This is a genomic window from Fluoribacter gormanii, from assembly GCF_900156395.1.
Lineage (GTDB): Bacteria > Pseudomonadota > Gammaproteobacteria > Legionellales > Legionellaceae > Legionella > Legionella gormanii.
Genome location: NZ_FTNL01000011.1, coordinates 87337 through 101088, shown reverse-complemented (window position 1 = coordinate 101088; position 13752 = coordinate 87337). Strand labels below are relative to the sequence as shown.

Sequence of the window (13752 nt, the reverse complement as noted above, 5' to 3'; positions counted from 1 at the left end):
GGTCAAGCGGTTTTTTCATAAAATTGATATTTATTTTTTTATGCCTAACGTTTCAAGAACAAATTCACAGCGCTCTGTAATCGTTTTTTTAGGCATGAGCATGATTTCAAAACCAAACTCTTTATATACATCTATGTGAATTTGCTCAAAAATAAGGGCGTCTTCATAACTGATTTTGCGAGCTGAAGTTGGTTCAATAAACCCCAAGTTCTCAAAAAAGAATACTTTGCGTTGATAAATACTAGCTTTTAGGCAGTGGTCAACTTCAGCTAATAAGATAGGTGAGGGTGTAAAATCATTTTTATGCCAATGAGCGGAATAACGCCCCAATGCATAAGCACAAAATGGCGATCGGTCATAAAATTGCAACGCACCTTGAGCATTCAATTGCCTTAATTTTTGTGTTAAAACAATCTTATCTACAAAATCAGTCTCTTCCCATGGACGCATAATTCCCTTTGCCTGTTCCTCTGCAATGACATCTGTTGCAGACTCAGGAATCACTACATACCCTAATCTTTTCAATGCCAAAATAACAGAAGTTTTTCCACTGCCTGGGGTGCCAGTAAAGATAAAACGATTTGCTTGTTCTAATTTATTCATGTAATTCAAATCTTTTTTGGAGCTCACCATTTATCTCAATGTTTTCAAGGAACATTTTGAGAGGTCGAACCCATAGTTCAAAATCGCCGTAAAGCGCTCTGTAAACCACCATATCTTCTAAGCTTTCCGAATGCCTGGCAATATCAATCACTTCATACAGATTGCCTTTATAATGACGGTATATTCCTTTTTTAATAAAACTCATAGCACCTTCTTCATATAATAACGCTGATGACCTTTTGGACAGTCATCCAGAACCCCAAACTCTTCATAACCATGTTTGAGATAAAAATCTTTTGCTTGAAAATCAAAGGTATCGAGGTGAATTAAACTGACTCCTAATTCTTTTGCTTTCTCCTCAACTTTATTGAGTAAAAGGGTACCCAAACCTTGGTTCCGATATTTTTCCTCAACAAAAAAGACACTGATGTACAGGATATTCCATGTATAAACCTCCGAACAAATACCCGCTATTACCTCATCACCGTTTTTAATCGTAACGTTTATATCAATTAATTCCGGTTGTTGTGTTGCAGAGACACACAATTTATTAAACTCAAACAACTTTTGATCGATAATTTTAAATGAATCTTTGGCATTGAACTCCAATTTATATTTTGTGTTTGGTACATATACATCGCAGCTATCAGTTGTTTTTTTAGTTACAGTATCTCTTTCTACATGCAAATGTTTGGTTACTTTTTTGGTAAACCACAAAATTAAATCATCATCCAAGGGATATGTTTCCCCAGGAATGGTTGGTTTATAATGATAAGTTACCCCTAAACCATCAGGAATATAACCTCGGTTAGCATAAAGTCGTTGAGCTTGTCCATATCCGCCATCAGGACCACCATATAATCCAACACCAATTCCTACAACATCACACTGACTGGCTGCATTTTCTTCAGCAATAGTGAGCAAAGCACTGCCTATTCCACGCTTGCGGAAAGCAGGCAATACATTTAAGTCCATAATTTCTGGGATTCCTTTATGAGAAAAAGGTTTATAGTGTGAGGTCCATTTTAGAGTAACATAGCCCGCGATTTGGTCTTGAACATAGGCCACCCAAACGACTCGCTCAGACTGTTCTTGTTCTTGATAGTACCCTTCAAACAAAACGTAAGGTTTTTGCCAATTTGCTTTTTGAAACGCATCGACCAAAACGGGGATATCGCATAATTCTAGTGGCTTAATGGCAATTGACGATTGGTTTTCTGCTAAAGCTTCAAGCTGTTTCATCATGTACACCATATTCCACTCATATCCTGCTGGTTTTAAATCCAAAAGAGGGTTAAAACCAACGGACTGATAGAATCGGTAGGTTTTAAGGTAATTCTCTTCCAATTCAGAGGGGCTTAGGGTTTCAACGGTTATAGTTTTAGCACCTTGTGTTGCAGCAAAATGGCAAGCCGTTTTGATTAATTGCTTTCCTACACCTTGACGATGATAATCACGTTTTACAGCCATCCAGTAAATATTAGCATTATCAGGATAGGGAAAATCAATTGAAACAAGGCCAAACGTATTATCCCCATCTTTTGCCGCAAAATTAGTGCGTGTGGTCACACCTATTGCGTAGTGCTCGTTCGCTTCTGGCAAACCAAAGTATTCTGGCAAATCCTTTGTAATGGTTCGACATAAGGATTGAGCTAAATCTCCCGTTATTTTTTCGATTTGAATCATAGTATTTTCCCTACTGCAGTATCTCTCGCATCACCTTCATAGCCATCTGGATCATCAAATGGCATGTCGATGTAATCATTATTTCTATAAAATCTTAGCGCATCCGGTGAAGACTCCACGTGCAAGCTTTGATAGCCTTGTGTTTTTAGCCACTTTTCACATAACGCCAAGAATTGGCCACCATATTGGTGGTTTCTTTTTTCCTCATCAATCACAATGATGCGCAAAGCTGCTCTTTTGTGAGGCCATAATTGCAGATGGGCATAACCAATGATGTCGCTTCCTTGAGATAAAACAAAATGAACATGAGCTTCATGCTCAAAAGTCCAAGTATATGGATCAGAAAGCCCTGCCTTATCAAAAAAATAGAATTGTCTAAAATGGCGTACTTTATCCCATTCACGAGGTGTTAATGCCTTAACCACTCTTAATCCATTAAATCCTGCTTTTCTATCAATAGCTGCGATAAAATCCTCTTTACCCACGCAATAGGCAGTAATGTCATAGGGATGTTGATGTGCTAACTCTTGTTTTAAACGAGCATAGGCTACTCTATCTTCTGGATTTGCTCTCATCCAGTCCCTAAATTTTAAATGGCGCTCGATTTCTGGGTTTCCAAACTCAAAAATATGAGCATGATGAGTTCTTTGGTTATCTCCCTTTTGAAAATAGCGGCGAAATGGAATTCCGTATTCTCCTTTTGCTTCATAGCCCAGGGCTTTCATGGCAGCATTGGCACTATCTACTTTGCTTAGTTCCAAAACAACTGGAATCATATCGATGATTGGTTTTGCAGCCAAACCAGGTACTGAAGTGGAACCGATATGATGAATTTCAATGCAATTACTACCTAATGCTTTTTTAATTCGCTCTGCTTCCTGTTCAAATTGCATAGGCCAATTAGCATCATAAGAAACTACTTCGATAAGCCGTTGTTGTTGGTTGACTTCCATCATCTATTCTCTCTCTTGAATATGCTGAACCATTTCATCCACAAATGCGGTGACTTCTTGATAGGTTTCTTCGGTCAAGATATCGCTTGCATGATCTAGTTCCGCTTTAGTTAATGCTCGTTGAATTAAAGCTCGCCATTTTGGGAATTGATTTTTAGCCCACACTCCAGCTTTTAACTTAGAGCCTTGTTCCTGATGGTGGAGCACGTACAAAGCCCTGCACAGTGTTAATACAGCATAATATTGGTACCCTAAAGAATTTCTGGTATGAATAACCCAATCTTGCCATTCAATGCTCTGCTTTTTGACATGCTCTATAAACTCACTGCTTGATACAGGAGCAACAATCGACTTTGCTGATGGACCATATAGAATGAGGCTATTTGTTTGCAATAAATAATAATTAATAAGCCAGTCAGTTCCCGCCTGTTTGAGGTGAAACGGTTCTCCTGGGCTAATGACAGCAATTTGACCTTGCTCTGTCTTAAAATGTTGTAACATTCTATACGATGCATAAGCTACTTCAATTCGGTCATACCAATCTGGAAAATGCTGAACCAGATTGGTATGCAAATAATCTAAAGCCGCGAATTCTTCTGATGTCATTTCTTGGTTTAATGCCACAAGAACATCAATGTCGCTGGTTGTTTCATCAAAATCACCCCAGACGAATGAACCATACACGTAAACGCCCAGCAAATGTTCCTTTAAAATTGATTGCAAGCCGGACAGTAAGTCATTAAGCAAATGATTCACTTCCGAAAATTCTGTATGTAATTTACTCATCTAATACCCCGTTATTAACTGACTCTTCAGATTCTTCTTTTCGCTCATCAGGCAAGAATCCACCTACTTGCGCGTCCCACAGGGTTTTATACAAACCACCAAGATTCAACAGTTCAGTATGTGTGCCATCTTCAACAATATGGCCTTTATCAAATACTAAAATTCGGTCCATATGCAGCAGAGTCGATAAGCGATGCGCAACGACCAGGGTTGTTTTTCCCTGCATCAACTCCCAAAGACTGTCTTGAATGTTGGATTCTGTAATGGAGTCCAGCTGGGACGTGGCTTCGTCCAACATTAAAATGGGTGCATTTTTTAAAATCGCACGAGCAATGGCAATACGCTGGCGTTGCCCGCCTGAAAGCTTCACACCACGCTCACCGACCAATGTCTCATAGCCTTCTGGCAAAAGACTGATAAACTCATGCGCATGAGCCTTCTTGGAGGCTAAAATGACTTCCTCATCCGAGGCTTTTGTCCTACCATAACGAATATTATCCATTAAGCTTCGATGAAAAAGTGTAGGGTCTTGAGGAATCATAGCAATGGCTTGTCTTAAACTCTCTTGAGTCACTTCAGATAGGTTTTGATCATCGATTAGAATTTGTCCATCCACTACCTCATAAAGTCGCAAAATCAAATTAACAAAAGTGGACTTGCCGCTGCCTGAATAGCCCACTAACCCCACTTTTTGACCTGCTTCAATGGTTACCGACTTATTCTGGAACAAGGAGTAACCACCTTGGTAATGAAATTTTACCTTTGAAAATTCAATTTGCCCTTGCGTAACAATTAATTGGGATGCATTTTTTTTATCCTGTATCTCATGGGGGATGACCAATGCATTTAAACTTTGTCTTGCCTTGCCTAAGGCTTGGTTAAATTGGTCCACTTGGTACATGGTGTACCACATCATATGCCCCAATTCCATGGAAAGCCCAAGAATCAAAGCAAAATCACCAATGCTCACCAGTCCCTTGCCATACAAGTGAATTAAGGTAATCGATGCCAAACCCATCATTACCGCAATCATTCCACCTTGGGCGCAGCATAACAAAACAATAAACAGCTCTTTTCTTTGGAAAGCCCGTTGTACCGAGCGAAAAAAAGTATTCATACGCTCTACTTCAAAGCCTTTACGTGAAAAAATACGAATATTGGATTGATTCGCCAGGCTATCTACTAATTGCCCAGAAAGCTGCGATTCAGAATTTGCATGGTCATCCGATAACTGAACCAATCGCGCCGACATCCAAATACTAAATGAGGCAAAGGCAATGAACCATAAGAATAAAATATAAAAGAACAGGACATTAACAAAATAGGCTGTAATAAAGGAAACCAGCAACAATGAAGCACCACGTAGAAAATCGACAGATACGCGATGCAAAATAATCTCAAGATTATCAGCAAGAGTCGTAATTTGTGTGGCAATTCGCCCTGATAGGTTATCCTGAAAAAATTGCGTACTACTTCCCAACACATACTCAAACATTTGGCTAATAATTTGGTTTTTAATCACCGCTTCGTATTTATAGTTCAAGTACCCGATTGTTCGCCAGGTGATATTGTCAAAGATAATAAAGTTCAATACCAATAATCCAGCGATCCAATACAAAGCGGAGAGGTCTGTATTTGTCTTTGCCACTAAGGTATTAATGAAGGACTTAATCAATAAACTATTAAACGGTCCCCAAAATCCAGCCATTAAAGCAAGCAGGATAAATAAAAAAACCATGCGACGATACGGTTTTAAAAAATGCCACATAAAAGAGCTTATGTGGTTAGGCAAACGACTAGTCATGATGAACACCCTCTGCTTGTTCCCCATTGAAATGATGTATCTTCCCTTGATGAATGTGATACCTGGTTTCAATGTGAATGGATTCTAAAAAATCATGATCGTGAGAAATAACCAGTATCGCACCTGGAAATTCACGTAATACTCCGATGATATGATCGCGTGTTTCCAGATCTACATTGTTGGTTACCTCATCTAAAACAAGTAGTTTAGGCGGATTGGCAGCAATCAAGGCTAAAGAAAGCCTTGCCTTTTCACCACCAGAAAGATCTTTGACCTTTATTTCTACCTCTTCATTTTTGCGAAATAAAAAGTCATTTAAATGGGCACGAAGTTCAGCATGAGAAGCATGGGGCATCTGACTTTTCATCAAATCCAGAACTGTTTCGTCACAATCCAGATGTTGATAATGCTGATCGAGATACCCAACTGTATTGTACTGAGGAAGAGTCCACTCACCTGTTCTCTTAATGTGACTATCCTCCAAAATCGCTTTGGCAAAGGTGGACTTCCCTGATGCGTTGTCCCCATACAATGCCACTCGTTCGCAGCCATTTAAGTGAAAATGAATGTCTTCCAGAATCACAGCTCCTGATTCATAGGCAATAGAAGTGTCTTGAATCCTGATTAAGGGCTTATGGTGGTCAAGACCGTTTAATTTAAATTTGGGCTTAATCGTTTGCGGAAGGTTTAGAGAAGAAAGCTCTTCAAGCAAGTGTTCTTTTTTATGATTAATCTGACTTAATCGTTTATTTCCTGTTGTCATTGCATTGGCGAGCTTTGTATGAGACCGAATCGTTGGCCATTTGCGTTGGGCTATCTTTTTTTCACCTGAAACACGAGAACGTTTATTACGTTCTTGTTCTCTCATTAGAGCAAGATGTGATTCTTTCTTCTCACGTGCAATCCGTGATAATTCCTGTTCAATCGATGCTTTCTTGTTTTCAAGCATCTGCTGATACTCAAAATAAGCCCCTCTAAATAGAGTGAGCCTACCCAAATCAATATGCCATAGAGTATCTGCGACGGTATTGATGAGCTCCGTATCATGAGAAGCAATGACCAACGTCCCCGGATAATGCTCGAGCATCCGCATTAAAGAACGACGATTGCGTCTGTCCAGATGATTTGTGGGTTCATCTAACAACAAAACATTCGGATCTTCAGACAATATTTTGGTTAACGCCTGGTTTAATCGTTGACCACCACTTAAATCAGGACATTCTTCAATCAATTGGGGTAAGTAACCAAAACGAACATCCTGTGGCATTTGAATTTCGCCAGCAGAGGCTGAACAAAAACCAGCAAGCATTTTAAGTAAGGTAGATTTTCCCGAGCCATTTCTGCCAATCAGTGCAATACGCTCACCAAAATGGATTTCACCACTGAAGTTTTGAAAACAGATTTTATGCGAATAGATAAGACCTAGGTCTTTAAATTGAATCGGTTTATGGTGCATGATTTACTCTTAAGCATGTCTTTTAGGACAATAAAAAATAGAAAATCAACAATGATTTCCTCTATTCGCCCTATTAGATGGGCGTACTTAAGATGTAATTTTCATGGCGTTATAAACCTACGTTTTACGGTTTTTCATATTATTTCAAATTTTAATGCAAAATAGTTGCTGATGTCAATCTTTGTTTCGCTCTTTGGCCGCAAACCGAGTATTTAGAGTCTTTAAATCTTAAGCTAGAGAAAAAAGTTCATGAGCGAACACGAGCGCTTCATCGGGTTAATGAAACTTTTGAAGAAAGCGAAAAACGATTTCGTGCGGCTTTTGATTATGCAGACATCGGTATGGCTTTAGTTTCATTGGAAGGACGCTGGCTTAAGGTGAATAAATCGCTGTGCCAAATAACAGGTTACACAGAAGAAGAACTATTACAAATCGATTTTCAGCGGATAACCTATCCTGATGATTTGCAAACCGATTTAAATTATGTGCGCCAATTATTGAACGGCACAATAAGCTCCTACCAAATGGAAAAACGTTATATTTGTAAAAATGGCGCCATCGTTTGGATTTTATTGAGTGGTTCGTTAATTAGGGATGCACATAGTGCCCCGCTGTATTTTATTGCTCAAATTCAAAATATTGATGCTCAAAAAAAGGCTGAACATGAGTTGGTTAGGATGGCCTACCATGATGCATTGACAGGATTGGCAAACCGCAAGCAATTGGAGCAATCGTTTCTATTATTTATGGCGTATGCAAAGCGCCATCAATGCAGTATCGCCGTGCTGTTTATGGACTTGGATTACTTTAAGAAGATTAACGGTACGTTTGGCCATGATGCCGGTGATTTGTTATTAATAGAGGTTGCATCACGTCTAACAGCATCGGTGCGCTCTTCAGATATTGTGGGACGACAAGGTGGGGACGAATTCTTAATTATTCTTTCAGATATTGTTCATGAGGAAGAGGTACATACCGTGATTAATCATTTGTTTCATGCTATCCAACAGCCTATTCTTATAAAAGAACAGACCATTTCGATTTCGTTGAGTATCGGTGTGAGCCTTTATCCTCAAGATGGTTCTGATTTGGATACGTTGATTCAACATGCGGATGCCGCTTTATATCAAGTGAAATCCACAGGAAGAAATAATTTTAAGTTTTATACGCCTTTCCATTGAGTTGGGCTGTGATGGGTGAAATACTCTTATTTCACCTGAGTATTAGTGACAAGGAAACAAGGGATAGGTCATGGCAGCATTTACTAGTGTTACTCAAAACGAACTGCAGCAAATTATTTCACAACTAGAGCAAGCAATTTATAATCATCAACAATGGCACAATTCATTGATTAGAACCTTGATTTGCCGACTGCCTGGAGATAACAACGATTTGCAGCCTGACGCTCATACGCGTTGCCGATTTGGGCAATGGTATTACAGTGGCATCCCAAAAGAAATTCAAGAACATCCTGGAATCATTAATATAGGCGTGTCACACCAACGCATGCATCAATTAACCGCGCAGTTATTACAAAAGGCAAGTATGCCAGAAGGGATAGCCCCTATTGACTACAATCATTTTGCCAATGCCTTGGAGCAGATGCGACTTGAGCTCTCCGCTCTTAAAATGAGTTGGAATATCTGATTCACAGCCGAGATGCGTTGACTGGGGCACTGTCTCGCGTGACGATGCTGTCGACTTTGCGAGAGCAACAAGAAATTATTAAGCGCCAAGGGCAAAGTTGTTGCTTGGTTATGGTGGATTTAGATTACTTTAAAGAGATTAATGATCGGCACGGCCATCAGATGGGAGATCGTGTTTTGGCAACAGCTGTTCGTCTGTTTATTGAGAATCTAAGGGCCTATGATAAAGTTTTTCGTTATGGTGGTGAAGAATTTTTACTGTGTTTGCCATTTACCGATTTGGATATGGGGTTCGCAATGAGTGAACGTCTTCGGAAAGTGCTTGAGGCCATTACCATCGATGATGGCAAGGAGCACTTGATTCAAGTAACTGCCTCTTTTGGTCTGGCGCTGCTTGAGCCTAATAAACCGATAGAGGAGTCTATTGAACATGCAGACAAGGCATTGTATTTGGCTAAGTCCGAAGGACGAAACCGGGTGCGCGTTTGGAAATAGGTAATCCACTGGTTTTATTGAATTACTTAATGGAGAGCGTTAGGTTTAAAAGTTCCTTCCGGGTCACTTAAATCAACTCCATTTGGCATGGTTGCGCGTGGATTTTCAAGATGCAGGGCTTCTTTAATGACCATCGGATACCGTGGGGACATTAATGTATCAATTTATCTTTGGGGTTTTCAATTTAGCTTAATGTGCTTTCCAGATAATGGATAATTATTATCGCTTTTTCTTCACTGAATGGTTTTCTAAAACTACACAAGTGAGGGCTTCCCATTTCATTTTTTATCGGTGGATGTTCGCAGATTAGTGCAATCACTGGAGCTGTAGTAAATGGGTGGTGTTTTTTTATCAATGCAGTCCAATCATAGTCACCTTGTGAATAGTACAAGTAGCTATCAATTAAAAGCATATCATAGCTTTTAGATGTAATTTGCATCAGAGTGTCTTCAATTGAGGGAACGATATCCACGTGTTGTCCAAGCTGCATTAATTGATTTCGGATAATAATGCGAGCAGGAAAAGATGCTTCTGCAACAAGAAAACGAAAAGAATAATTCATTAGTCCTCTGTTCTTTGTTCAAATCCTATTAAAAAGTATAGTGTGTCCAAGGGGATGTTGCGATAATACAAGAAAAACAAGCCGCGTAGCGTCTTTACAAAGCGATTCAATACTTTTTTAGTGGGTCTTCACGCTCAATCTGCTGATTGGTCGATGCAAGACTTGCTAATAAACCTTCAATAAGAAAAGGGAGACATGCCGGCGGATAGTGCAATGAACCCGCCTTCTCCATAACCTGGTTTGCTCTCTTCTGCTGTTATGATGGTATCAATAGGAGCAAATAGTGTTTGATTAATTGCCTCTTCTGTAAAATGAATTTCATGAAGCAATTCAAGAATCTCGGATACTGAATAAAAGTGAGCATATTGAGAAAATGGGTTGTCTTGTTTTGTGGCTTCGTACTGCTGTCCAAGCATCGAATGTTTATCAATCATGCCTATGATAATCTTCCCATTAGGTTTTAAGACTCGTTTTGCTTCGAGAAGTGCTACTAACGGCAAGTCAACATAACATAACGCCGTATTGAATAAGACAAAATCAAATTGCTGTTCCTGGAAAGGCAATGATTCAGCAACCCCTTCGAATACATCAATACCTCTTAATTTAGCGAAATGACTTAATTGAACAGAAGGATCGATGCCTGTTTTTATACCCAATGCGGCAGCAAATCGTCCAGAACCAACGCCCACCTCAAGTCCTTCTCCTGATTGAGGGGTGACTTTCTTTAAGGCTTCAAGTTCCGATTGAAAAACACCTGGATGACTATCAAACCAACCATCATAATCTTCAGCCAATTGGTTAAACATTTTAACTGATTCAATTCCCATATTGACCCAATATTTTATGTTCACTCACGGTGTTGTTGCCCATCAAAAAACGTAAATCGTATGATTTACCTTATGAGCATAGCATTGACAAATAAATACGCAACACCAATATAAAATTTTTTTATTTGGACAGGAGGCAATCGATTGGTTGCTATGAAAAACACAGAACTCTATTTATAAAAAATCATGAAAATTCCGGAGGATATGAATGACCATGCATCACCAGAATCCTGATTAAAGAAAATGTTCTGCAGAATTGTATCGAACGACAACACCAAGTACACTTGGTTTTTAGTCACTTATACAATCAATTGATGAATAAATCGGATTCCTTTTATAACCTGGAAACTCTTGGTGGTATCCTATTATTTATTGCTGCAGTGCTTGCGATAATCGTTGCCAATTCCCCTTATCGTATTGGTTATGAGCATTTTTTGCATATTAATGGCAGTGTTTCTGTTGGGAATCTTTCCATAAAAAAACCGCTAATTCTATGGATCAATGATGGATTAATGGCTGTATATTTCTTATTGATTGGCCTTGAAATTAAACGGGAAATCAATCGGGGAATTTTGAGTAATAAAACCAATCTACTGGCTCCAGCCCTTACGGCATTAAGTGGCTTGCTCTTTCCCGCTTTAATCTTTGCTTTCTTTAATGCTCATAATCCAGTCTATCTAAAAGGATGGGCAATCCCTACCGCTACCGATATTGCATTTACTCTAGGAATCGTCTCTCTTTTAGGCTCACGTGTACCTTTTTCACTCAAAATTTTACTCACTGCCATCGCCATTTTTGATGATATGGCAGCCATTGTTATTATTGCGCTGTTTTATACTGCAAAGTTATCGCTTTTTTCTTTTTCACTGGCATTATTGTTTACCCTGATTTTGATTGGCTTAAATTATTTTAAATGTCGCCGCATTTCAGTATTCATGCTTTTTGGGGTAGCTCTGTGGATCGCCGTATTAAAATCTGGCGTTCATGCAACCCTTGCCGGGATTGTGATTGCCATGACCATCCCTGATGTAGGCAAGGAATCGATGCTGACGCGCCTAGAAGACGGTTTGCATCATTGGGTTGTCTTTTTCATTCTTCCCTTGTTTGCCTTTGCTAATGCAGGGATCACTTTTATAGGGCTTGATTTCTCAATATTTACCCACCCAGTGGTTTTAGGCGTTGGGCTAGGATTGTTTCTTGGAAAACAATTGGGTATTTTCTTATCTTTGGGCTATTTTGTTAAGTTCAAAAAACTTCTTAAGACAGATAAGGTGAATCTTGCTCAAGTTTATGGCATTGCACTTATTTGCGGCGTTGGCTTTACCATGAGTTTGTTTATTGGTTCTTTGGCTTACCAAAACAATGATTCAAGCTTAATGCCCATGGTTAAAATGGGCGTAGTGCTTGGTTCGTTTATATCAGGACTCACTGGATTTTTAATGTTAAAAATGGCCTCAATCAAACGATAACAAAGTATTTTTCTATAGGGACAAACCAATTTAATTAAGGAGAATAATCATGGAGAAAAAGATAGCAATTGTTACTGGTGGTACAGGAGGTATTGGTAGCGCTATTTGTCAACGATTAGCAACAGACTATTCTGTGATTGCCTGCTACTTCAAAAACGGCAATCATGAAGAAGCAATTCAATGGCAAAAAGAGCAACAACAAGCAGGATTTGAAATTGATATACTGTATGCGGATATTGCGCGGTTTAATGATTGTGAACAGCTGGTATCACTGGTTATGGAACGCTACGGTCGTATTGACGTATTGGTTAACAATGCAGGTGTGACTCAGGATTCCAGTTTAAAAAAGATGTCGCCAGAGCAATGGAAAAGTGTAGTGAATGCGAACCTCACCAGTGTATTTAACATGACGCGAAATACACTACCTGCCATGCTTGAGAAAGGGTATGGACGTATTATCTCTATTTCCTCAATTAATGGACGTAAGGGTCAGTTTGGGCAATGCAATTACGCAGCAACCAAGGCCGCATTGTTTGGCTTTACCAAAAGCCTGGCGCTTGAAGTAGCCAGCAAAGGCATTACGGTGAATACTATTTCGCCAGGCTATATTGAAACGCCCATGATTCGCAAAATGCGAGAAGACGTTTTAAATACTATAATTTCAGTCATACCGGTAGGGCGCTTGGGACTTCCGCAAGATGTTGCAGAGGCCGTTGCTTTTTTGGCATCCCCTGCATCGAGTTTTATCACTGGAGCTAATCTGGATGTCAATGGCGGCCAATACATGTAAAAAGCAAGGAGCAATTGCGGTTCAAATACGATTTTGAAACATTGCTCCAGCCCTTTCAAGGAGGAATAAGTAATGCACCGATTTCATAACATTTTATTCGTTAGCCATGGAATTAAGAACGAAACAGAAGCCTTACAGCTGGCGTTAAAATTAGCTTCTAAAAACGAGGCACAGCTTCATATTTTAATTACCTGCCCTCCTTTTCCTGATACGCTTAGTGAGTACAAAACTTCTTATGAAGCATCATTGATTGACAAAATGAACAAAGCCATTCAATTGGCCAAATCAGGGCTTGGGGTATCTAAAAAGAAAATTCCCATCGATATTGAAGTGGATTGTGGCACAACGGGTTTGGGGAGCAATGGAACAGCCAACCGACTTAAGGACTATATTGGTCTTTTAATATCTATAATTCGGTATGTTTCATTTTATAGGATTGTAAACTGTGAAGTTGTTCAAGTATTTTCATTGAATACAGATAGATAACCAATTTTTTTCATCATTAGTAATTAAGTTTTCAAATTACCTATAATAGAACAAATAGTTTTATTGTTTTATTCAATATCTATGATGAATTCTTTAAAAACCTTTATTTTTAGGTAACAATGACGCTTTAACATTACGGCTCTGAAGAAAACTATGAATAAGGGGTATAAATAAATGGGCTGCTCCACT

The 13752-nt window shown here is 39.1% G+C and carries 16 protein-coding genes; 6 read left to right on the top strand and 10 right to left on the bottom strand.

All coding sequences use genetic code 11. The annotated features are described in order from the left end of the window. Nucleotides 1–30: 30 nt before the first annotated feature. The 7 genes from BW930_RS08645 to BW930_RS08615 are packed head-to-tail and all read right to left on the bottom strand — an operon-like array spanning nucleotide 31 to nucleotide 7288. Nucleotides 31–603 (bottom strand): AAA family ATPase, encoded by a 573-nt coding sequence (locus tag BW930_RS08645; RefSeq protein ID WP_014845081.1) that lies wholly within the window; start codon nucleotides 601–603, stop codon nucleotides 31–33. After that, nucleotides 596–808 (bottom strand): DUF1653 domain-containing protein, encoded by a 213-nt coding sequence (locus BW930_RS08640; protein WP_014845082.1) that lies wholly within the window; start codon nucleotides 806–808, stop codon nucleotides 596–598. The genes BW930_RS08645 and BW930_RS08640 overlap by 8 nt, the downstream gene beginning before the upstream one ends. Further along, nucleotides 805–2289 (bottom strand): GNAT family N-acetyltransferase, encoded by a 1485-nt coding sequence (locus tag BW930_RS08635; RefSeq protein WP_014845083.1) that lies wholly within the window; start codon nucleotides 2287–2289, stop codon nucleotides 805–807. The genes BW930_RS08640 and BW930_RS08635 overlap by 4 nt, the downstream gene beginning before the upstream one ends. Beyond that, nucleotides 2286–3242, bottom strand: a complete 957-nt coding sequence (locus BW930_RS08630; protein WP_029489092.1) for a bifunctional GrpB family protein/GNAT family N-acetyltransferase — start codon at nucleotides 3240–3242, stop codon at nucleotides 2286–2288. The genes BW930_RS08635 and BW930_RS08630 overlap by 4 nt, the downstream gene beginning before the upstream one ends. Nucleotides 3243–3245: 3 nt before the next feature. Next, complete coding sequence (locus BW930_RS08625; protein WP_014845085.1) at nucleotides 3246–4028, bottom strand: nucleotidyltransferase domain-containing protein; 783 nt, start codon at nucleotides 4026–4028, stop codon at nucleotides 3246–3248. Then, complete coding sequence (locus BW930_RS08620) at nucleotides 4021–5832, bottom strand: ABC transporter ATP-binding protein (protein ID WP_014845086.1); 1812 nt, start codon at nucleotides 5830–5832, stop codon at nucleotides 4021–4023. The genes BW930_RS08625 and BW930_RS08620 overlap by 8 nt, the downstream gene beginning before the upstream one ends. Continuing rightward, nucleotides 5825–7288 carry an ABC-F family ATP-binding cassette domain-containing protein gene (locus BW930_RS08615; protein ID WP_014845087.1) on the bottom strand — a complete coding sequence of 488 codons (1464 nt, stop codon included), beginning with the start codon at nucleotides 7286–7288 and terminating at the stop codon, nucleotides 5825–5827. The genes BW930_RS08620 and BW930_RS08615 overlap by 8 nt, the downstream gene beginning before the upstream one ends. A 341-nt stretch (nucleotides 7289–7629) precedes the next feature. On the opposite strand from BW930_RS08615, the gene BW930_RS08610 reads away from it, so the two are divergent. The 3 genes from BW930_RS08610 to BW930_RS08600 all read left to right on the top strand — a co-directional run bounded on the left by BW930_RS08610 (nucleotide 7630) and on the right by BW930_RS08600 (nucleotide 9429). Continuing rightward, nucleotides 7630–8469: a GGDEF domain-containing protein gene (locus tag BW930_RS08610; RefSeq protein ID WP_014845088.1), complete on the top strand. Its 840-nt coding sequence runs from the start codon at nucleotides 7630–7632 to the stop codon at nucleotides 8467–8469. A gap of 70 nt (nucleotides 8470–8539) precedes the next feature. After that, the gene (locus BW930_RS08605) at nucleotides 8540–8935 is read left to right on the top strand and encodes a CZB domain-containing protein (RefSeq protein ID WP_014845089.1); all 396 of its coding nucleotides are present in this window, start codon (nucleotides 8540–8542) and stop codon (nucleotides 8933–8935) included. 44 nt (nucleotides 8936–8979) lie between these two features. After that, nucleotides 8980–9429, top strand: a complete 450-nt coding sequence (locus BW930_RS08600) for a GGDEF domain-containing protein (RefSeq protein WP_019350453.1) — start codon at nucleotides 8980–8982, stop codon at nucleotides 9427–9429. 26 nt (nucleotides 9430–9455) lie between these two features. On the opposite strand, the gene BW930_RS17440 is transcribed toward BW930_RS08600, so the two are convergent. The 3 genes from BW930_RS17440 to BW930_RS08590 form a co-directional block, all read right to left on the bottom strand. Further along, nucleotides 9456–9581 (bottom strand): hypothetical protein, encoded by a 126-nt coding sequence (locus BW930_RS17440; RefSeq protein ID WP_019350452.1) that lies wholly within the window; start codon nucleotides 9579–9581, stop codon nucleotides 9456–9458. Nucleotides 9582–9613: 32 nt separating this feature from the next. Next, complete coding sequence (locus BW930_RS08595; protein WP_014845091.1) at nucleotides 9614–9991, bottom strand: response regulator; 378 nt, start codon at nucleotides 9989–9991, stop codon at nucleotides 9614–9616. Between the two features lie 176 nt (nucleotides 9992–10167). Then, nucleotides 10168–10818, bottom strand: a complete 651-nt coding sequence (locus BW930_RS08590; protein ID WP_014845092.1) for a class I SAM-dependent methyltransferase — start codon at nucleotides 10816–10818, stop codon at nucleotides 10168–10170. A gap of 314 nt (nucleotides 10819–11132) precedes the next feature. On the opposite strand from BW930_RS08590, the gene nhaA reads away from it, so the two are divergent. The 3 genes from nhaA (at nucleotide 11133) to BW930_RS08575 (ending at nucleotide 13563) form a co-directional block, all read left to right on the top strand. Next, nucleotides 11133–12287: a Na+/H+ antiporter NhaA gene (nhaA, locus tag BW930_RS08585; RefSeq protein WP_014845093.1), complete on the top strand. Its 1155-nt coding sequence runs from the start codon at nucleotides 11133–11135 to the stop codon at nucleotides 12285–12287. A 49-nt stretch (nucleotides 12288–12336) separates the two neighbouring features. After that, nucleotides 12337–13077, top strand: a complete 741-nt coding sequence (gene phbB, locus BW930_RS08580; RefSeq protein WP_014845094.1) for an acetoacetyl-CoA reductase — start codon at nucleotides 12337–12339, stop codon at nucleotides 13075–13077. A gap of 72 nt (nucleotides 13078–13149) precedes the next feature. Beyond that, complete coding sequence (locus tag BW930_RS08575; protein WP_014845095.1) at nucleotides 13150–13563, top strand: hypothetical protein; 414 nt, start codon at nucleotides 13150–13152, stop codon at nucleotides 13561–13563. Nucleotides 13564–13752 lie beyond the last annotated feature (189 nt).

What these genes read in the sequence shown, in the direction of transcription:
- BW930_RS08610 (WP_014845088.1), top strand. Translation starts at nt 7,630, where the DNA reads ATGGCTTTAGTTTCATTGGAAGGACGCTGGCTTAAGGTGAATAAATCG.
- BW930_RS08590 (WP_014845092.1), bottom strand. Translation starts at nt 10,818, where the DNA reads ATGGGAATTGAATCAGTTAAAATGTTTAACCAATTGGCTGAAGATTAT.
- BW930_RS08625 (WP_014845085.1), bottom strand. Translation starts at nt 4,028, where the DNA reads ATGAGTAAATTACATACAGAATTTTCGGAAGTGAATCATTTGCTTAAT.
- BW930_RS08595 (WP_014845091.1), bottom strand. Translation starts at nt 9,991, where the DNA reads ATGAATTATTCTTTTCGTTTTCTTGTTGCAGAAGCATCTTTTCCTGCT.
- BW930_RS17440 (WP_019350452.1), bottom strand. Translation starts at nt 9,581, where the DNA reads ATGTCCCCACGGTATCCGATGGTCATTAAAGAAGCCCTGCATCTTGAA.
- phbB (WP_014845094.1), top strand. Translation starts at nt 12,337, where the DNA reads ATGGAGAAAAAGATAGCAATTGTTACTGGTGGTACAGGAGGTATTGGT.
- BW930_RS08615 (WP_014845087.1), bottom strand. Translation starts at nt 7,288, where the DNA reads ATGCACCATAAACCGATTCAATTTAAAGACCTAGGTCTTATCTATTCG.
- BW930_RS08575 (WP_014845095.1), top strand. Translation starts at nt 13,150, where the DNA reads ATGCACCGATTTCATAACATTTTATTCGTTAGCCATGGAATTAAGAAC.
- BW930_RS08630 (WP_029489092.1), bottom strand. Translation starts at nt 3,242, where the DNA reads ATGGAAGTCAACCAACAACAACGGCTTATCGAAGTAGTTTCTTATGAT.
- BW930_RS08645 (WP_014845081.1), bottom strand. Translation starts at nt 603, where the DNA reads ATGAATAAATTAGAACAAGCAAATCGTTTTATCTTTACTGGCACCCCA.
- BW930_RS08640 (WP_014845082.1), bottom strand. Translation starts at nt 808, where the DNA reads ATGAGTTTTATTAAAAAAGGAATATACCGTCATTATAAAGGCAATCTG.
- BW930_RS08600 (WP_019350453.1), top strand. Translation starts at nt 8,980, where the DNA reads ATGCTGTCGACTTTGCGAGAGCAACAAGAAATTATTAAGCGCCAAGGG.
- nhaA (WP_014845093.1), top strand. Translation starts at nt 11,133, where the DNA reads ATGAATAAATCGGATTCCTTTTATAACCTGGAAACTCTTGGTGGTATC.
- BW930_RS08605 (WP_014845089.1), top strand. Translation starts at nt 8,540, where the DNA reads ATGGCAGCATTTACTAGTGTTACTCAAAACGAACTGCAGCAAATTATT.
- BW930_RS08620 (WP_014845086.1), bottom strand. Translation starts at nt 5,832, where the DNA reads ATGACTAGTCGTTTGCCTAACCACATAAGCTCTTTTATGTGGCATTTT.
- BW930_RS08635 (WP_014845083.1), bottom strand. Translation starts at nt 2,289, where the DNA reads ATGATTCAAATCGAAAAAATAACGGGAGATTTAGCTCAATCCTTATGT.